This window comes from Microbacterium testaceum, assembly GCF_029761935.1.
In the GTDB taxonomy this organism is placed as follows: domain Bacteria; phylum Actinomycetota; class Actinomycetes; order Actinomycetales; family Microbacteriaceae; genus Microbacterium; species Microbacterium testaceum_A.
Genome location: NZ_CP121699.1, coordinates 1,099,457 through 1,118,651, shown reverse-complemented (window position 1 = coordinate 1,118,651; position 19,195 = coordinate 1,099,457). Strand labels below are relative to the sequence as shown.

The window sequence follows — 19,195 nt, the reverse complement described above, 5'->3', positions numbered from 1 at the left end:
CGGTCTGCCCTGTCCGGGGTAGGCCCTCAGACAGGAGAATTGTGGCAAAACCACGCGTGCACGAGATCGCTTCCGAGCTCGGCGTCGACAGCAAGGTCGCGCTTGCGAAGCTGAAGGAGCTCGGCGAATTCGTCAAGAGTCCCTCATCCACCATCGAACCCCCGGTGGCCCGTAAGCTCCGCGCTGCGCTGGCCTCCGAAGGCTCGTCTTCCTCTTCGGATGCCAAGCCCGCCGCCTCCGCGGCGCGCCCCGGCGCCCGTCCCGGTCCGGCTCGTCCGGCCGCGACCCCCGGCAACCGTCCGTCGGGTCCCACGCCCGGACCCGCGAAGCCCGCGGCCCCCGCCGCTCCCGCAGCGGCTCCGGCCGAGGCTGCACCCGCGGCATCCGCCCCGGCCTCCGAGGCCCCCGCGGCCGCGTCGGCGGCGAAGCCGTCGTCTCCGCCGAGCCCCGGCTCGACCCCTCCGACCCCCGGTGCCGCTGCACCCGGTGCCGGTGGCCCCAAGCCCGGCCCGAGCGCGCCCCCGCGTCCGGGTGGAGCCCGTCCGGGCAACAACCCCTTCGCGTCCTCGCAGGGCATGGGCCAGCGTCCCGCCGGCCCCCGTCCGGGTAACAACCCCTTCGCTTCGGCGCAGGGAATGGGCCAGCGCCCGACCCCCGGCAACATCCCGCGTCCGCAGGCTCCGCGCCCCGGCGCCCCGCGTCCCGGTGCCCCGCGCCCCGGTGGTGCCGGTCGCCCCGGTGGCGGCGGTCGTCCCGGCGCTCCGTTCCAGCAGCGTCCCGGCGGTCCCGGTCGTCCCGGCGGCGCCGGTGGCGGCTTCCAGCGCCCCGGTGGCGGCGCTCCGGCCGGTGGTTTCGCCGGTCGTCCCGGTGGCGGCGGTGGCCGTGGCCGTGGTCCCGGCGGTGGTACCGCAGGTGCCTTCGGTAAGGGTGGCGGCAAGTCCAAGCAGCGTAAGTCGCGTCGGGCGAAGCGGCAGGAGTTCGAGATGCGGTCGGCGCCGGTCGTCGGCGGCGTCAACGTCTCGAAGGGCAACGGCGAGATCATCCGCCTGCGCCGCGGTGCCTCCATCGCCGACTTCGCGGACAAGCTCGAGGCCCTGCGCGGCTACACCGTGCAGCCCGGCACGCTCGTGACCATCCTGTTCAACCTGGGCGAGATGGCCACCGCGACCGAGTCGCTCGACGAGGCCACCTTCGAGGTGCTCGGAGCCGAGCTCGGCTACAAGATCCAGATGGTCTCGCCCGAGGACGAAGACAAGGAGCTCCTCGAGGGCTTCGGTCTCGACCTCGACGCCGAGCTCGAGGCCGAGAGCGAGGACGATCTCGAGATCCGTCCTCCCGTGGTCACCGTCATGGGCCACGTCGACCACGGTAAGACGCGACTGCTCGACGCCATCCGCCAGACCAACGTGGTCGCGGGCGAGGCCGGCGGCATCACGCAGCACATCGGTGCGTACCAGATCTGGACCGAGCACGAGGGCATCGAGCGCGCGATCACCTTCATCGACACCCCGGGTCACGAGGCGTTCACCGCCATGCGTGCCCGTGGTGCGCAGGTGACCGACATCGCGATCCTCGTGGTCGCGGCCGACGACGGCATCATGCCCCAGACGGTCGAGGCGCTGAACCACGCCCAGGCGGCGAACGTGCCGATCGTGGTCGCGGTCAACAAGGTCGACAAGCCCGACGCCAACCCAGCCAAGGTGCGCCAGCAGCTCACCGAATACGGTCTGGTCGCCGAAGAGTACGGCGGAGACGTCATGTTCGTCGACGTCTCGGCTCGACAGAACCTCAACATCCAGGCCCTCCTGGATGCGGTCCTGCTCACCGCCGATGCCGGCCTCGACCTCACGGCCAACCCGAACAAGGCGGCCCGCGGTGTCGCGATCGAAGCGAAGCTCGACAAGGGTCGCGGTTCGGTCGCCACGGTGCTCATCCAGTCCGGAACCCTCCGCGTCGGTGACGCGATCGTCGCCGGAACGGCCTACGGCCGCGTCCGCGCGATGATGGACGAGAACGGCGAAGCGGTCGAAGAGGCCTACCCGTCGCGTCCGGTCTCGGTTCAGGGCCTCAACTCCGTGCCCCGCGCCGGCGACGTCTTCATCGTCACCGAAGAGGACCGCACCGCCCGTCAGATCGCCGAAAAGCGTGAAGCGGCCGAGCGCAACGCCCAGCTGGCCAAGGCCCGCAAGCGCATCTCGCTCGAGGACTTCACCCGCGCTCTCGAAGAGGGCAAGGTCGAGTCGCTCAACCTCATCATCAAGGGTGACGTGTCGGGTGCCGTCGAGGCACTCGAGGAGTCGCTGCTCAAGATCGAGGTCGACGACAGTGTCCAGCTGCGCATCATCCACCGCGGTGTGGGTGCGATCACCGAGTCGGACATCAACCTGGCCACGATCGACAACGCGATCGTGATCGGCTTCAACGTCCGTCCCGACACGAAGGCCCGTGAGCGCGCCGCCCGCGAGGGTGTCGACGTGCGGTTCTACTCGGTCATCTACAACGCGATCGACGACGTCGAGCAGTCGCTCAAGGGCCTGCTCAAGCCGGAGTTCGAAGAGGTGCAGTCGGGTGTCGCCGAGATCCGCGAGGTGTTCCGCTCCTCGAAGTTCGGCAACATCGCCGGTGTCATCGTGCGATCGGGAACGATCACGCGAAACGCCAAGGCTCGCGTCATCCGCGACGGTGTCGTGCTGGCCGACGGCCTGGCCATCGAGTCGCTGCGTCGCTTCAAGGACGACGTCACCGAGGTTCGGACGGACTTCGAGGCCGGTATCGGTCTCGGCAAGTTCAACGACATCCAGATCGGCGACGAGATCGAAACGACGGAACTCGTCGAGAAGCCGCGAGGCTGATTGTCGTGCGGGAGTCGCGCCTTCGGGTGCGGCTCCCGCTTCGGCCTGCGGGGTGTGCATCTCCGAGAGCAGCGCGGGGCCCCTACCCCGATGCTCTCGGAGATGCACAGCCCTCCGGCCTACGCTGGTGCGGCTGCCGTGACGGGACTCCCGCCCGGCGATGAGCCACGGGGGCACTCGTACTCGCGGCGGTATGAAAAAAGGAGAAGGTTGTGGCAGGGGAACGACAGGCCCGAGTGGCGGACCGGATTCGCGTGGTGCTCGCCGAGCGTCTCGAGAAGGGGCTGCGCGACCCGCGGCTCGGATTCGTCACCATCACCGACGTGCGGGTCACGGGTGACCTCCAGCACGCGTCGGTGTTCTACACCGTCATGGGCGACGAGGCGCACCGCGCCGACACCGCCGCGGCGCTGAAGTCCGCGACCGGCATGTTGCGCAGCGAGGTCGGCAAGAACCTCAACACGCGCCTGACGCCGTCGCTCGAGTTCATCCTCGACGGAATCCCCGAGAACGCCGACCACATCTCGGCCCTCCTGCGCGAAGCGCGCGAGCGCGACGAGTCCGTCGCCGGTCTCGCCGCCTCGGCCGCGTACGCCGGCGACGCCGACCCGTACGTCAAGCCGCGCGACGAAGACGACGAGGACGACGTCGACGACGATGAGGATGACGACGACCTCGACGAGGAAGACGCCCCGCGCGCCTGACCCTCGACACGACACGGCCGGACCCCGCCACATCGGCGGAGTGCGGCCGTTCGTCTTGCTGTGGCATCCGGACCGCTGTCCGTGGATGAGAAGAGCGACGTGCCGGGGCGGGATCGAGGCGGCGGGCGTCGGACCGGACTGGACTCAGGATGCCGGGTGGCCCGGCAAGCGCAGGTACTCGTCGGCCGCTTCGACGAGGCCGTCGGCGATGAGGGAGTCGATGGCGCGGTCGCGCTGCGCGGGGTCCGGCCATTCGGGGATCACCGCGAACGCCGGGACCGCCGCGGGCGCCGCCTCGCGCAGGGTCTTCAGTACCGCCCCGCGGGTCTGGCGATCGCTGCCCTCGTACGTGGCCTGCTTGCGTCGGCGGTCTTCGGATGCCGGGTACCCGGCCGCCCGCCATGCGCACTGGGCCGCGAGGGGGCATGCCTCGCACTTCGGCGCTCGGGCGGTGCAGACGATCGCGCCGAGTTCCATCGCGGCGGCGTTGACGATCGCGGACTCGGCGATGTCGGCGGGGAGCTCGGCCTCCATCGCTTCGAGATCGCGGCGGTGCGGCGGACCGGGCTGCGCGCGACCCTCGATGGCGCGGGCGAGCACGCGGCGGGTGTTCGTGTCGACGACCGGATGCCGATCGCCGTACGCGAAGACCGCGACGGCCCGCGCGGTGTAGTCGCCGATCCCGGTGAGGGCCAGCAGCGCCTCGACGTCGCGGGGGACGACCCCGTCGTGACGATCGCGGATCTCGACGGCGGCGCGGTGCAGCCACAGCGCGCGGCGAGGATAGCCCAGGTTCGCCCACTGCGTGACGGCGTCGCCCGGGGGAGAGGCGGCGAGATCGGCGGGCGTCGGCCAGCGCGTCAGCCACGCCTCGAGGTGCGGGACGACGCGGTTCACCGGCGTCTGCTGCAGCATGAACTCGCTGACGAGCGTGCCCCACGCCCCGAACCCCTCGCGGCGCCAGGGGAGGTCGCGGGCCGCGTCGCGGTACCACGCGATGAGCGGGGCGGCGAGTCCTGGCATCCGTCCAGCCTACGGTCGTCAGCGGGGCCGAACTTCACGCGTGAACGCTGTTCGCGCGCGTGAACGCGGGCTGCTCGCGTTTCTGCGCGCCATCGCGTTCGCGCATGCCGCGGGGCGCTGCGGCGGGGCCCTCGGGGGGCGGCGGGAGCGGTCGCGTGTCGGTGGTCGAAAGTAGGCTGGGGGCATGTCGAGTGAGAACCCCGTCGAGACCCTGCAGCGGAGCCTGCGCGACCTGATGCGGCAGAACGCCCGCGCGGGGCGCGTGGTGGTCGCGATCGATGCGCTCGACGCCGAGGCCGCCTCGGCCTTCGCCGACGCGTTCGCCGCGGCGATCGAGGCCGAGGGAACCGCGGTGCTCCGCGAGAACCTCGCCGACCACGCCGACGACGTGCGCGAGCGCCTCGTCGCGCCGTTCCGTTCGGGTGAGCCCTTCGGTGACTCGCCGGCCGCGCCGGCCGATGCGGTGCTCGTCGTATCGGGCCGCTTCCTGCACACCGCCGAGCTGCGCACCCTCTACAACTTCTCCGTCTGGCTCGAGAGCAACCCGCCCATCGGCGCTGCGCGCCCGGAGCTTCCGGAGGCCGAGAAGCACTACCTCCGCGAGTCGCGGCCCCGCGTGGCGGCATCCGTCATCGTCGAGAACTCCGACCCCTCGCACCCGGTGCAGGTGTTCGGAGACTTCTGCTGATGGTGCGTCCCGGAATCCTCCTGGTCGACAAGCCCGGAGGCATCACCAGCCATGACGTCGTGTCGCGGGCGCGGCGCGCGCTCGGCACCCGCAAGATCGGACACGCCGGCACGCTCGACCCGATGGCGACGGGCCTGCTCGTGCTCGGCGTCGAGGGCGCGACCCGCCTGCTGACCTACATCGTCGGCGCCGACAAGACGTACGAGGCCACCGTTCTGCTCGGAGTCGCCACCGACAGCGACGACGCCGACGGTGTCGAAACGGCCAGGGCGGATGCCGCTGCCGTCGCCGCCGTGACCGATGAGGCCATCGCGGCGGGCATCGCCGACCTCACCGGCGACATCCAGCAGGTGCCCAGCACCGTCTCGGCCATCAAGGTCGCGGGCCGTCGCGCCTACGACCTCGCGCGCGCCGGCGAAGAGGTCGAGCTGAAGGCGCGGAGCGTCACGGTGTCGCACTTCGAGGTGCGCGAGACGCGCCGCGGCGAGGGCGCGATCGAGCTCGATGTGGTCGTGGACTGCACGAGCGGCACCTACATCCGCGCTCTCGCTCGCGACCTCGGGCGCGCGGTCGGCATCGGAGGACACCTCACGGCTCTCCGTCGCACGCGCATCGGGGCGTTCGACGTCGCCGCCGCCGCATCCGTCGACGACATCGCCGAAGACGCCCTCGTCGCACCCGCCACCGCGGCCGCCGTCGTGATGGGCGTCCTCGCCGTGGGCGACGACGAGGCGCGAGATCTGCGGCACGGCAAGCGCATCGACGGGGGAGGCCGACTGACCGGCGCGGTCGCGGCCGCGATCGACCCCGAGGGACGCCTGATCGGCGTCGTCGAGAAACGCGGCACGCAGGTGAAGAGCGTCATGAACATGCCCGAGGAGGCCGCCCGATGATCCTGTGGTTCACGTTCGCACAGGTGGGCGTCGCCGTGCTCGCGGGCCTCGTCGCCATCACCGCGGGGCTCATCGGCCGCCGGCCGGGAGACGTGACGGTCGGCTCGCTCGCCCTCATCGAGCTGCTGCTGATCGTGCAGATCGTCGTCGCGATCATCTCGCCGTTCGCGGGTAACCCCCCCTCGGGCAGTCTGCTCGAGTTCTGGACCTACCTCGTGTCGGCCGCCCTCGTCCCGGTCGCCGGAGCCGCGTGGGCGCTGATCGAACGCAGTCGCTGGAGCACCGTCATCATGGGCGTCGCGGCCCTCGCCGTCGCGGTCATGGTGTGGCGCATGCACATCATCTGGACCGTGCAGCTGGCGTGAGGGCGCACCGCCGCTCGGCCCCGGCGCGGGCGAACTAGAATCGACAGGTCATGGCATCCACCACTCCCTCCCGCTCCCGGGGGATGACCGGCATCGGCCGTGTCCTCGTCGTCGTCTACGGCATCATGGCGCTCGCCGCCACGGGCCGCTCGTTCGTGCAGATCGTGCGCGAGTTCGACGACGCCCCTCTCGCGTACTCGCTGTCGGCTCTCGCCGCCGTCGTCTACATTCTCGCGACCCTCGCGCTCGTCTTCTCGGCGCGGCCCGCGTGGTACCGCGTCGCCTGGATCGCGATCGGCTTCGAGCTGGTGGGCGTGCTCGTCGTGGGCACCCTGAGCCTCGTTCTTCCCGCGCTGTTCCAGCACCCCACCGTGTGGTCGGTCTACGGCTACGGGTACCTGTTCATCCCGCTGGTGCTGCCCTTCCTCGGGCTCTGGTGGCTCACGCGCCATCGCCGGGCGACGCGATGATCGTCTTCCGCGATCCCTCCGAGGTCCCGGCGGACTTCGGGCCCTCGGTGGTGGCGATCGGAAAGTTCGACGGTGTGCACGCCGGCCACCGCGCCGTGATCGATCGTGCACGCATCGACGCGTCCGACGGCGCACGCGTCGTCGCGGTGACGTTCGACCGCAACCCGCTCAGCATCCTCCGCCCCGAGAAGTGCCCCCCCGACGTGATCGGGCCGCACCAGAAACTCGAGTTGCTCGAGCGCGCCGGCGTCGACGCGACGCTGCTGCTGACCTTCGACGAGGAGCTCGCGGCGATCCCGGCCGACGAGTTCGTGCTCGCCGTGCTCGTGGAGGCGCTGCAGGCGCGCACGGTGCTCGTGGGCCGTGACTTCCGCTTCGGCGCCGGGGGAGCGGGCGGACCCGACCTCTTGGTCCGCATGGGAGCCGAGTACGGGTTCCGCGTCGATGTGGTCGACGACGTGCGGGCCGTCCACGCCGACCGGCGCGTGTCATCCACGTGGATCCGCGAGGCCCTCTCGGCGGGCGATGTCGCGACGGCCGCACGCCTTCTGGGCCGCGCTCCCTCGGTGTGGGGCGAGGTCGTGCACGGGCTGAAGCGGGGGCGCGAGCTCGGTTACCCGACCGCGAACCTCTCGCCCGAGCTCGAGGGCTTCGTCCCCGCCGACGGCGTGTACGCGGGCTGGCTCGTCGACGTCGACGGGGCTCGGCGCATCAGCTACCCGGCCGCGATCAGCGTCGGCACCAATCCCACGTTCGACGACGTGCACGCGCGGCAGGTCGAGGCGTACGTGATCGACGAGACCGGGCTGGACCTGTACGGCCACCACGTCGAGGTGCGTTTCGTGGAGCGGGTGCGCGAGATGACGGCGTTCGACGGCATCGACGCGTTGCTCGTGCAGATGGCGGACGACGTGGAGCGAGCGCGGGCGATCCTGCGCTGAGGTGCGGGCCGGGGCCGGGCTGGGTGGTTTCGGGCCGCGTTGCATGGCTACGGGGCGGTGGACGTGGCCGCGGGGCCACCCGCGAACGACGGTTGCGGGGTGTTTCCGCACCGCGCCCGAGCGGCCCCGGAACACCCCGCCGCGCCCGCGTCAGTCCGGCCGCGACAGGTGATTCCGGATGCCGAGGAACGACGCCGCGGCCCCGAGCAGCATCAGCGCGGCGGTGAAGACGGCCGCGCGGTGGAAGCCGCCGAGGTCGAGCGAGCCGCCCACGATCGCCGAGACGGCCGCGATCGCCAGGAGCCCCGCGACGCGAGAGACGGCGTTGTTGACGGCCGAGGCGATGCCGGAGCGCTCGGTGTCGATGGCGCCGAGCACGGCCGCGGTGAGCGGTGAGACGGTGGCGGTGAGCCCCAGGCCCCACACGACGACGCCGGGCAGGATCTGCGTCCAGTAGTCGAAGTCGCCGCTGACGTTCAACAGCAGCAGAGCCCCCGACGCCATCACGATCGGCCCGAGCGTCATGAACAGGCGCGGGCCGAAGCGCCCCGCGAGGGCGCCCATCCGCGAGCTGAGCAGGATCATCAGCACCGTGCTCGGCAGCGACGCGAGCCCGGCGAGGGTGGCGGGCAGCCCCGCGCCCTGCTGCAGGTACACGCTCACCACGAAGCCGTTGAGCGACAGCGCGGCGTAGACGAAGACGGTTGCGAGGTTGCCCGCCCAGAAGTTGCGCGAGCGGAAGAGGTCGAGCGGCATCATTGGGTCGCGCGCCGTGCGTTGACGCAGGAGGAACCCCGCGAACGACAGGATGCCGATCACCCCGGGGAGCCAGATGACGGGGGACGCCCAGCCGAGGTTCGGCTGCTCGATGAGGGCGAAGACGATGCCGCCGAGGCCGAGAGCGCACAGGACCGCGCCGAGGATGTCGACGCGGGCCCCGGGCCGGCGGTGATCGCGGTGACCGAGACGGGCGAGCAACCACATGGTCACCGCGATGGGGAGCACGTTCACCAGGAATACGAGGCGCCACGACAGCGTGTCGACGAAGATGCCGCCGACGAGGGGCCCGGCGATCATGGCGACGGTCGTCGCTCCGGTCCAGATGCCGATCGCGCGGGCCTGGGCGGGCCCGCGGAACGTCGAGGTGATGAGGGCCAGCGAGCTCGGGACGAGGAGGGCGCCGGCGATGCCCTGCAGCGCGCGGGCGACGATGAGGAACTCGGCGGTGGGGGCGGCGGCGATCGCCACCGACGTGAGCCCGAAACCGATCAGGCCGATCCGCAGCACCACGATGCGTCCGAGGACGTCGCTCAGTGATCCCGCGACCAGGATGAAGGCGCCGAGGGTCACCAGGTAGGCGTCGACGACCCATTGCTGCGTCGACAGTCCGCCGCCGAGTTCGCCCGCGATCGCGGGGAGGGCGACGTTGACCACCGTCCCGTCGAGGAACGACACGAACGAGGCCAGGACGGCGATCGACAGGACGACCCGCTGCTCGCGTGTCATCGTCTCGGCCATGGCCCCAGCGTACGGTTCCCGCTGGTCGTGCGCGTGGGGTGGACAGCATCTCCGTCGGTGTCGGGGGACACGCCCACGGAATACCCCCAGGGGGTATCGTGTTCTGGACGGAGTGACCGGAGGAGAAGCCATGCGCGACAACACCGAGCCCGCGACGTCGACCGCCGAAGCCGTGCTCGACATCGAGGGCATGACCTGCGCCAGCTGCGTCGCCCGGGTCGAGAAGCGGCTCGGCCGCGTCGACGGCGTCGAGGCCGCGGTCAACCTCGCGACCGAGACCGCGCGGGTCCGGTACCCGGCCGACCTCGACCCCGCGGCTCTCGTCGCCGCCGTGCGCTCCGCCGGCTACGACGCCACCGTGCGTCCGCGCTCCTCGTCCCGTGATGCAACCGCAGGGGCCGCGGCATCCCTCCCGCTCCCTCTCCCGACGGAGGAGCGACCGGATGCCGGCACCCCGGCGCCGCAGCCCGTCGCGGTTCCCGCTCCCGGCGGCGACATCGACGCCACCACCGGCCACGCCCTCGACGGGGTCTCCGACCACGGGGGCCACGTCCACGACACCGCCGACGCCCCGGGCTCCACCCCGCTGCGCGTGCGGCTGTGGGTCTCGCTCGCGTTGGCCGCCCCCGTCGTGGCCCTCGGCATGATCCCGGCGTGGCAATTCCCCGGCTGGCAGTGGGTCTCGCTCGCGCTCGCGACGCCGATCGTGCTCTGGGGCGGATGGCCGTTCCACCGCGCGACGCTGCGCAATGCCCGCCACGGCGCGGCGACCATGGACACCCTGATCACCCTGGGCACCTTCGCCGCCTACCTGTGGAGCGTGTGGGCCCTCGTGTTCGGGTCGGCCGGGCGGATCGGCATCCGGCACGAGGTCGCCCTGTTCGGCCCCGTGCACGACGCGAGCTCCGTCGTCTACTTCGAGGTCGCGGCGGCGGTGACGGTGTTCCTGCTGCTCGGCCGCGTGATCGAGCAGCGTTCCACTCGCCGCGCGGGAGCAGCGCTGCGTTCCCTGCTCGACCTCGGCGCCCGCGAGGCCGAGCTCGCGGACGGGAGCCGCATCGACGTCGATCGCCTCGCCGTGGGCGACGTGTTCGTCGTCCGGCCGGGAGCGACCGTCGCCACCGACGGCGAGGTCCTCGAGGGCACAGCCTCGGTGGATGAGAGCATGCTCACCGGCGAGGCGGTTCCGGTCGACGTCGGTCCCGGATCGATCCTCACCGGAGGCACGATCGCGGCGGGCGGGCGCCTGCTGGTGCGCGCGACCGGCGTGGGCGAGCAGACCCGCCTGGCCCGCATCGCGCGCCTGGTCGAAGACGCGCAGCTCGGCAAGAGCCGCGTCCAGCGTCTCGCCGATCGCATCTCGGGCGTCTTCGTCCCGGTCGTGATCGTCCTGTCCGTCGCGACCCTCGTCGCCTGGCTGCTGGCGGGGCAACCCGTGGCCGCCGGCTTCACTGCGGCCGTCGCGGTGCTCATCATCGCGTGCCCCTGCGCGCTCGGCCTCGCCACCCCCATCGCGATCCTCGTCGGCACCGGCCGCGGAGCGCAGCTCGGGATCCTCGTGACGGGACCCGCGGCCCTGGAGTCGGCCGAGCGCATCGACACGATCGTGCTCGACAAGACCGGGACCCTCACCTCGGGCCGGATGAGCGTCACGCAGGTCACGACCGTCGGTGCCCAGGATGCCGCTGACGCCCTCGAGCGCATCGCCGCCGTCGAGCGCGGCTCCGAGCACCCCGTCGCCCACGCCATCATCGCCGCCGCAGGAGACGGGCCCGTCGCCACCGCCCTCGAGGCCCTGCCCGGCCGCGGCGTCACGGGGACCGTCGACGGCGTGCGCGTGTTCGCGGGGCGTCCGGCCCTGGCCGCCGAGTTCGGCGCCGAACTGCCGGTCGCTCTGGCGGACGCCGTGACGGCGGGGGAGCAGCGTGGCACCGTCGTCGTGGCCGGGTGGGCCGACACCGACGGCGCCCTGCATGCACGGGTCGTGATCGAGGTGGCCGACACCGTCCGCACCGAGAGCGCGGAGACCGTCGCCGAGCTGAAGGCGATGGGCCTCGAGCCGATCCTGCTCACCGGCGACAACGAGCACGTCGCTCGGGCGGTCGCCGCCGACCTCGGAATCGACCGCGTGCGCGCCGGCGTCCTCCCCGAGGGCAAGGTCGAGACGATCCGGGCGCTCCGCGCCGAGGGGCGCACCGTCGCGATGGTCGGAGACGGGGTCAACGACGCCGCCGCTCTGGCATCCGCTGATCTGGGCATCGCGATGGGCGGAGGGACCGATGCCGCGCTGCACGCGAGCGACGTGGCGCTCATGCGCGACGACCCGCGGGGCATCGTCACCGCCCTGGCGCTCAGCCGGCGCACGATGCGCGTCATCCGCGGCAACCTGTTCTGGGCCTTCGCGTACAACGTCGCCGCCCTGCCGTTGGCGGCGCTGGGACTTCTGAACCCGATGCTGGCGGGGGCCGCGATGGCGTTCTCGAGCGTCTTCGTCGTCCTCAACAGCCTGCGCCTGCGACGCGCGGTCTGACCCATACGCGTGACGGTCGCGGAGCGTCGTTTCGCGGCCCGCGCGGCGACAAATTCCGGTCCCTCACGCGGAAAGCGGCTCGCGGACGCTAGAATGGTGGCGATCCCGATCTCCGCTGTCATCGCGAGCCGTTCCGGCGTAGACGCGTTGCGGGTCGCCGACACCGCTTCTTCGGCGGCGGTTCGAGCGACGAACTCCCGGGGTCACTGATCCACCGGCATTCGCCGGACGCTCCGGATTGTCATCCGGACGACACGCTCAGGAGGAGCATGCCGACTACGGCAACCGCGTCCCGAGGCTCGAGCCAACGACGCAGGAAGACCACGTCATCCCGACGAGACGACGAAGCACCCGTCATCCCGATTCTCGCCCGCAAGGTGCGCGAGATCGAGGCGAAGGCGCAGCGCGGAAAGCTCGGGCCCACCAACCGCGTCAAGTTCCAGGTGATCGCGTTCCTCGTGCGCGAGGAGCGCGCCCGGGTCAAGGCCGACACCGAGATCACCGACGCCGCGCGCGCCGAGCTGCTCAAGCGCCTCGACGGGGTCGCCACGATCCTCGCCAAGACCGCCGCGCGCGACACCTCGCTCATCCAGCTGCTCGAGGTCGACCAGGCCACATCTCCTGTCGCCCGCCGCATGCGCCGCGACTGGTTGCTGGAGTCCGGGGCCGAGCTCCCGCCCGACGAGCTCATCATCACCGACAACACGCCCAAGATCGCCCCCGTGGTGCCGGCGGCGCTGGCCGAGAAGCAGGTCGTCCCCGCCTCGATCGAGGCGCGCCAGATGTCCAACCCCTTCCTCGCCCCCGATCTCACGCCGCGCGCGAGCGGAGACGCCCCGCGTCGCCGCCTCGACGGCTGGGAGCTCATGGGCCCGCTGTACAAGGCGTTCGAGACCGGCGCCGGAGGATCGGCGGCCAGCATGGAGCTGCCGCCCGTCCCCGAGTTCGACCGGCTCTCGCCGCGCGGGCTCGAGGTCATGCCGCACCAGTCGCGCTTCCTCGAGGCCGTGCGCACCGGTCACCGCTCGTTCCTCCTCGCCGACGAGCCGGGCCTGGGCAAGACCGCCGAGTCGGTGCTCGCGGCATCCGTCGCCGACGCGTATCCGCTGCTGGTCGTCGTGCCGAACGTCGTCAAGATGAACTGGGCCCGCGAGGTGCAGCGGTGGACGCCGCAGCGCCGCGCGACCGTCATCTCGGGCGGTGGCGCCGACATCGACGCCTTCGCCGACGTCTTCATCGTCAACTACGAGATCCTCGACCGGCACCTGTCATGGCTGTCGTCGATCGGCCTCAAGGGCGTCGTGGTCGACGAGGCGCACTTCATCAAAAACCTCACGTCGCAGCGCTCGCAGAACGTGCTGGCCCTGGCCTCCCGCGTCCGTCAGCAGACCCGCGACCCGCTCATGCTGGCGCTCACGGGCACCCCGCTGATCAACGACGTCGAGGACTTCGACGCGATCTGGCGCTTCCTCGGCTGGACCAACGGCGAGAAGCCCGGTCCCGAGCTGATGGAGAAGCTGGATGCCACCGGCCTGACCCCCGCGGACAAGGCGTTCTACCCCGAGGCGCGCGAGGCCGTCATCTCGATGGGCATCGTGCGGCGCAAGAAGAAGGACGTCGCCGCCGACCTCCCCGACAAGCTCGTCGCCGACCTCCCGGTCGAATTGGACGACGAGTTCGGGCGGTCCATCCGTCAGGCCGAACGCGAGCTCGGCGCCCGCCTCGCGGCGAAATACCACCGGATCATCGAGGCGCGCGGGGACCGCGGTCTCGCCGCCGGAGAGATCGACGAGGACATCGTTCGCCTCGTCGCCCACGGCGAGCTCGAGGAGTCCAAGGCCGCGGGCTCGGGGAACGAGAACGTCTTCACGATGGTCCGCCGCATCGGCCAGGCCAAGGCGCACCTCGCCGCCGACTACGCCGTGCAGCTGCAGCGCTCGGTCGGCAAGGTGGTGTTCTTCGCCAAGCACATCGACGTGATGGATGCCGCGGAGGCCCACTTCAAAGCCTCCGGCCTCAAGGCCGTCTCGGTGCGCGGAGAGCAGACCTCCACCGCCCGCCAGGCCGCGATCGACGCGTTCAACGGCGACCCCGACGTGGGCATCGCGGTATGTTCGCTCACCGCCGCCGGTGTGGGCCTGAACATGCAGGCCGCCTCGAACGTCGTGCTCGCCGAGCTGTCGTGGACCGCCGCCGAGCAGACCCAGGCGATCGACCGCGTGCACCGTATCGGTCAGGAGGAGCCCGTGACCGCGTGGCGCATCATCGCCGCGCACACGATCGACACCAAGATCGCGGAGCTCATCGACTCGAAGGAGGGGCTCGCCGCGCGCGCCCTCGACGGCCAGGCGATCGAGCCCGGCTCCAGCGACTCGGTGCAGCTCTCGGCGCTCATGCACCTGCTGCGTCAGGCGCTCGGCAAGGCCTGATCCTCGCCGCACGAACGCCCCGGTCGATTCGGCGCCGGGGCGTTCCTGCGTTCCCGGGGAGGAGCTCGCCCCTCGGCGGGGTCGCGGGGGTCCCGGCATCCGGCGCCCCTCCGTCACCGTGTGGCAGCGTTCCCGCCCGCGGCGATAGGGTCGAAGACGGCAACGGCGCCGACCCCTTCACCCGAATCACAGCACCAGAGGACTCTGCCCATGAAGATCGGCATCCTGACCAGCGGCGGCGACTGCCCCGGGCTGAACGCGGTCATCCGTGGCGTCGTGCTCAAGGGCACGACCAACTACGACATCGAATTCGTCGGCATCCGCGACGGCTGGCGCGGCGTCGTCGACGGCGACTTCTTCCCGCTCACGCGTCACGAGGTCAAGGGCCTGTCCAAGGTCGGCGGCACCATCCTCGGCACGAGCCGCACCAACCCCTACGAGGGTGCGCGCGGCGGCGCCGAGAACATCTCCAAGACGATGTACGGGCACCGGCTCGACGGCATCCTGGCCATCGGCGGCGAGGGGACCCTGGCCGCGGCCGACCGCCTGTCGAAGGACGGCATCAACGTGATCGGCGTGCCGAAGACGATCGACAACGACTTGCGCGCCACCGATTACTCGTTCGGGTTCGACACCGCCGTGAACATCGCGACGGATGCCATGGACCGCCTGCGCACCACGGGTGACTCGCACCAGCGCTGCATGGTGGCCGAGGTCATGGGCCGCCACGTCGGCTGGATCGCCCTGCACGCCGGCATCGCCGCGGGCGCGCACGTGATCTGCATCCCCGAGGTGCCGATGTCGATCGACGAGATCGTCGAGCAGGTCACCCGCGCTCACGACCGCGGCCGCGCGCCCCTGGTCGTCGTCTCGGAGGGGTTCAAGCTCACGGGCATGGACGAGGCGTTCAGCGACAAGGGCCTCGACGCCTTTAACCGTCCCCGCCTCGGCGGCATCGGCGAGCTGCTGGCGCCCGAGATCGAGCGCCTCACCGGCATCGAGACCCGCTCGACCGTGCTCGGCCACATCCAGCGCGGCGGCTCGCCGTCGGCCTTCGACCGCGTACTCGCGACGCGCCTGGGCCTGCACGCCGCCGACGCGCTGCACGAGGGCGCCTGGGGCCAGATGGTCGCGATGCGCGGCACCGACATCGTGCGCGTCCCCTTCGCCGACGCCCTCGGTGAGCTCAACAGCGTCCCGCTGTATCGCTACGAGGAGGCCGCCGCGCTGTTCGGCTGAGCCTGCTGCTGGTGCGACGCCCCGTCCTGCCGTGTGCGGGGCGGGGCGTCGTGCTGCGGCGGGCCCGGACCATGTCCCCGTTTGTGTGAGCCATGTCCCACTTTTGGTTGCCTAAGCGCCCTCCAGGCAGCCGAAATTGGGACATGGTCGCGGCATCGGCCCGGCTTCTCGCGCGGTGGCCTGTGGACAACCGTGGATGGGGCTGGCAGAGGCGAGAAGCTGAGGGATGCCGCGTCGTCGACCTCTGCCTGACCAGCTTCCCGAGCACTTCTCCGTCGGCGCCGCCGGTGAGCTGGGGGTGACGCGTGCTCGGTTGCGCGCCGCAGATTTGGGTTCGCCGTTCCATGGCATCCGATCGTCCACGACCGCTCCGCCCTCGTCTCTGATCCAGCAGTGCCTTGTGTACGCGCCGCGCCTGATGCCCTGGCAGTTCTTCAGCCACGAGACGGCGCTTGCTCTGCGGGGAGTATGCACTCCGGAGTGGCCGTACGTGCCGCGGATCCATGTTTCCGCACACCGACCGGCGAGGGAGCCGCGGACACAGGAGTCGTCGGCCACCGTCTGCAAGCGCGCGCACCGGCGTTCTCGGCCGGCCTGCTCGACCTGCCGGTCGAGCACCCCGTGCGGGCGTGGAGACAATGCGGTCGGCTCTGGCCTCTTGATGACCTGGTCGCTGCGGCCGATGCGCTCCTGAGCGGGCGGCCGCCGATGGCCGACGCAGAGCAGCTGCGGTCTGAGGTCAGAGAGATGGGCGACGTTCGAGGCGGTGTCCTGCGTGCGGCGGTCGACCTCGCCCGACCCGGCGTCCGGTCACCGAGAGAGACACGTCTGCGACTTCTGCTGGGTCGGAACGGGCTCCCGGCGCCCGAGGTCAACGCCGACATCTTCGACTCGCGGGGCATGTTCGTCGCGGAGATCGACCTCGCCTTCCCTCGATGGATGGTCGCCGTCGAGTACGACGGACGCGTCCACGCCGAGAACGAGCGACAGTTCGCCCGAGATGCCGACCGGTGGGTCGCCATCCGGTCGGCGGGGTGGGATCACGTGCGCGTGCTGAACCATCACCTTCGAGATGGAGGTGCCTCGGCCGTCGCCCTCGCCCGCGAGGCGCTCGTCAGAGCCGGTTGGCGGCCGGGGCTATGAGCGGATGTGCGCTGACCCATGTCCCGAAAAAGGTCGCCTGAGCGGTGTGCGGACAGCCGAAAGTGGGACACGGTCTGCACAAATCGGGACATGGGTCGGCAACCGAGCGACTGCGAACGCCCCCACACACACCGAACGCCCCGCCGCGCGAGGCGACGGGGCGTTCGAGAGCGGCGCGCGCGGGTCAGTCGGTGAGGCCGAGCACGTCGAGGAGCCACGCGAGCTCGAAGGCGCGCTCGCGCCAGGCGTTGTAGCGACCGCTGACGCCGCCGTGGCCGGCGATCATCTCGCACTTCAGCATCGCGTCGGCGCCGACCTCGCGCAGGCGCGCGACCCACTTCGCGGGCTCGACGAACAGCACGCGGGTGTCGTTGAGCGAGGTGACCGCGAGGATGCGGGGATACTCGACACCCTCGCGCACGTTCTCGTACGGGGAGTACGACTTCATGTAGGCGTAGACGTCGGCGTCGTGCAGGGGGTCGCCCCATTCGTCCCACTCGATCACCGTGAGCGGCAGCGAGGGGTCGAGGATCGTGGTCAGGGCGTCGACGAACGGCACGTCGGCCAGGATGCCGGCGAACAGCTCGGGTGCGAGGTTGGCCACGGCCCCCATGAGCAGGCCGCCCGCGCTGCCGCCCTCAGCGACCATGCGGTCGGGGGTGGTGTAGCCGCTGTCGACGAGGTGCCGTGCCGCGGCGACGAAGTCGGTGAAGGTGTTGCGCTTCGCACGCATCTTGCCGTCTTCGTACCACTGCCGGCCCATCTCGCCGCCCCCGCGCACGTGCGCGACGGCGAAGACGACGCCGCGGTCGAGCAGCGACAGGCGGGCGACCGAGAACCCGGGCTCGATCGAGTGCTCGTACGAGCCGTAGCCGTACAGGTGCACGGGGCGAGGGGCATCACCCGGCTCGCCGAACGAGCGCTTCCACACGAGCGACACCGGAACCTGCGTGCCGTCGTCGGCGGGAGCCCAGACGCGCGCCTGACCGTAGTCGGCGGGGTCGAAGCCGCCCAGCACGGGCTGGCGCTTGCGCAGCAGCAGTTCGCCGGTCTCGACGACGTAGTCGTACACGGTGCCGGGGGTGACGAACGAGCCGTAGCCCAGGCGCAGCACCGGGGGAGCGTACTCGGGATTGCCGCCCGTGCCGACGCTGTAGAGCGGCTCGTCGAACGCGATCTCGGTCACGGCGCCGTCGGCGTACGACAGCAAGCCGAGGCGGGCGAGGCCGTCGCGGCGGTAGCCGACCACGCCCCAGTCGCGGAACGTGTCGACGCCCAGCAGACGGTGGCCGGGGTGATGGGCGATCACGGTCTCGCGGGCGCCCTGGGGATCGGATGCCGACACCCGGACGAGCTCGAAGTCGAGCGCGCCGTCGTTGTGCAGGACGTAGAGCACGTCCTCGCCGTCGACGACGGCGTGCGAGGAGGAGTACTCGACGCCCTCGCGCCGCGGCCACACCACGCGGGGCTCACCGCGCAGGTCGTTGGCGTCGAGGATCCACTCCTCGCTCGTGATCGACGAGCCCATCTCGATCATCAGGTACCGATCGCTGCGCGTGAAGTCGGCGCCGACCCAATAGCGGTCGTCGGGCTCGTGGAAGAGCTTCACGTCGTCGTCGACGGGCGTGCCGATCTCGTGCAGCCACACGGTGTCGGGGCGCCAGGCGTCATCCACCGTGGTGTAGACGATGAAGCGCCCGTCGGGAGAGAACGTCGCCCCCGAGAAGGTCCCCGGGATCTTGTCGGCGAGCGTCTCGCCGGTGGTGAGGTCGCGCAGGCGCACGGTGTAGCGCTCGTCGCCGGCGACGTCGATGCCGTAGAGCATGCGCGTGCCGTCGTTCGAGATCTCGAAGCTCCCGAGCGAGAAGAAGTCGGTGCCCTCGGCCTCGACGTTGCCGTCGAACAGCACCTGCTCGCCGGGCACGGGGGAGCCGGGCGAGAGGGTGGGCGGGGTCCAGTCGTCGGGGGACTCGAGGGGGGCGCGGCACTGGATGCCGTATTGCGCGCCGGCGACCGTGCGACCGTAGTACCACCAGTCGCCGCGACGGGCGGGCACCGACAGGTCGGTCTCGAGCGTGCGCCCCTTGATCTCGCCGAAGATCGCGTCGCGCAACGGACCGAGGTGAGTGGTGCGCTCTGCGGTGTACGCGTTCTCGGCCTCGAGGTGCGCGATCACCTCGGCGTCGTCCTTCGCGCGCAGCCATTCGTACGGGTCGTCGAAGGTGTCCCCGTGATGCGTGCGCGCGACGGGGCGGCGGTCGGCAACGGGTGGGGTGGGCTTCGGGTCGAGATCGGTCACCGTTCCACGGTAGTGCGCCCCTGAGCCATCGGTGCGCAGAGAAGACACGGGATGCCGTGCCCCGGCCACCGGGCAAGTTTGACCGCCGCGCCCCTCGGTGA

At 71.3% G+C, this 19,195-nt stretch carries 14 protein-coding genes; 11 read left to right on the top strand and 3 right to left on the bottom strand.

The genetic code is table 11. The features are described from left to right. Positions 1–41 precede the first annotated feature (41 nt). Positions 42–2,852: a translation initiation factor IF-2 gene (gene infB, locus QBE02_RS05520; RefSeq protein ID WP_279367452.1), complete on the top strand. Its 2,811-nt coding sequence runs from the start codon at positions 42–44 to the stop codon at positions 2,850–2,852. Positions 2,853–3,064: 212 nt separating this feature from the next. Then, the gene (gene rbfA, locus QBE02_RS05515) at positions 3,065–3,556 is read left to right on the top strand and encodes a 30S ribosome-binding factor RbfA (RefSeq protein ID WP_056227240.1); all 492 of its coding nucleotides are present in this window, start codon (positions 3,065–3,067) and stop codon (positions 3,554–3,556) included. A 144-nt stretch (positions 3,557–3,700) separates the two neighbouring features. Here rbfA and QBE02_RS05510 read toward each other — a convergent pair whose 3' ends face one another. Continuing rightward, complete coding sequence (locus tag QBE02_RS05510; RefSeq protein WP_279367451.1) at positions 3,701–4,579, bottom strand: A/G-specific adenine glycosylase; 879 nt, start codon at positions 4,577–4,579, stop codon at positions 3,701–3,703. A gap of 184 nt (positions 4,580–4,763) precedes the next feature. Between QBE02_RS05510 and QBE02_RS05505 the strand changes: the two genes are divergently transcribed. The 5 genes from QBE02_RS05505 to QBE02_RS05485 are packed head-to-tail and all read left to right on the top strand — an operon-like array spanning position 4,764 to position 7,936. Further along, on the top strand, positions 4,764–5,267 hold the full coding sequence (locus tag QBE02_RS05505; protein ID WP_279367450.1) for a hypothetical protein: 504 nt from the start codon (positions 4,764–4,766) through the stop codon (positions 5,265–5,267). Further along, on the top strand, positions 5,267–6,160 hold the full coding sequence (truB, locus tag QBE02_RS05500) for a tRNA pseudouridine(55) synthase TruB (protein ID WP_279367449.1): 894 nt from the start codon (positions 5,267–5,269) through the stop codon (positions 6,158–6,160). The genes QBE02_RS05505 and truB overlap by 1 nt, the downstream gene beginning before the upstream one ends. Then, on the top strand, positions 6,157–6,525 hold the full coding sequence (locus tag QBE02_RS05495; RefSeq protein ID WP_279367448.1) for a hypothetical protein: 369 nt from the start codon (positions 6,157–6,159) through the stop codon (positions 6,523–6,525). Before truB ends, QBE02_RS05495 begins: the two co-directional genes overlap by 4 nt. 50 nt (positions 6,526–6,575) lie before the next feature. Beyond that, the gene (locus tag QBE02_RS05490; RefSeq protein WP_279367447.1) at positions 6,576–6,995 is read left to right on the top strand and encodes a hypothetical protein; all 420 of its coding nucleotides are present in this window, start codon (positions 6,576–6,578) and stop codon (positions 6,993–6,995) included. Next, positions 6,992–7,936 carry a bifunctional riboflavin kinase/FAD synthetase gene (locus QBE02_RS05485; protein ID WP_268103625.1) on the top strand — a complete coding sequence of 315 codons (945 nt, stop codon included), beginning with the start codon at positions 6,992–6,994 and terminating at the stop codon, positions 7,934–7,936. Before QBE02_RS05490 ends, QBE02_RS05485 begins: the two co-directional genes overlap by 4 nt. Positions 7,937–8,086: 150 nt before the next feature. On the opposite strand, the gene QBE02_RS05480 is transcribed toward QBE02_RS05485, so the two are convergent. Next, complete coding sequence (locus QBE02_RS05480) at positions 8,087–9,454, bottom strand: MFS transporter (RefSeq protein ID WP_279367446.1); 1,368 nt, start codon at positions 9,452–9,454, stop codon at positions 8,087–8,089. A gap of 130 nt (positions 9,455–9,584) precedes the next feature. Here QBE02_RS05480 and QBE02_RS05475 point away from each other — a divergent pair, with 130 nt between their 5' ends. From QBE02_RS05475 to QBE02_RS05460, 4 genes are all read left to right on the top strand, one after another. Next, positions 9,585–11,984 carry a heavy metal translocating P-type ATPase gene (locus QBE02_RS05475; protein WP_279367445.1) on the top strand — a complete coding sequence of 800 codons (2,400 nt, stop codon included), beginning with the start codon at positions 9,585–9,587 and terminating at the stop codon, positions 11,982–11,984. Positions 11,985–12,253: 269 nt separating this feature from the next. Continuing rightward, positions 12,254–14,413, top strand: coding sequence for a DEAD/DEAH box helicase (locus QBE02_RS05470; RefSeq protein WP_279367444.1), 2,160 nt, complete (start codon positions 12,254–12,256; stop codon positions 14,411–14,413). A gap of 210 nt (positions 14,414–14,623) precedes the next feature. Further along, entirely contained in the window at positions 14,624–15,652 is a 1,029-nt protein-coding gene (locus QBE02_RS05465; protein ID WP_279367443.1) for a 6-phosphofructokinase, read from the top strand. Positions 15,653–16,399: 747 nt separating this feature from the next. Continuing rightward, complete coding sequence (locus tag QBE02_RS05460) at positions 16,400–16,795, top strand: hypothetical protein (protein WP_279367442.1); 396 nt, start codon at positions 16,400–16,402, stop codon at positions 16,793–16,795. Positions 16,796–16,979: 184 nt separating this feature from the next. Here QBE02_RS05460 and QBE02_RS05455 read toward each other — a convergent pair whose 3' ends face one another. Next, complete coding sequence (locus QBE02_RS05455; RefSeq protein ID WP_279367440.1) at positions 16,980–19,094, bottom strand: S9 family peptidase; 2,115 nt, start codon at positions 19,092–19,094, stop codon at positions 16,980–16,982. Between the last annotated feature and the right edge of the window lie 101 nt (positions 19,095–19,195).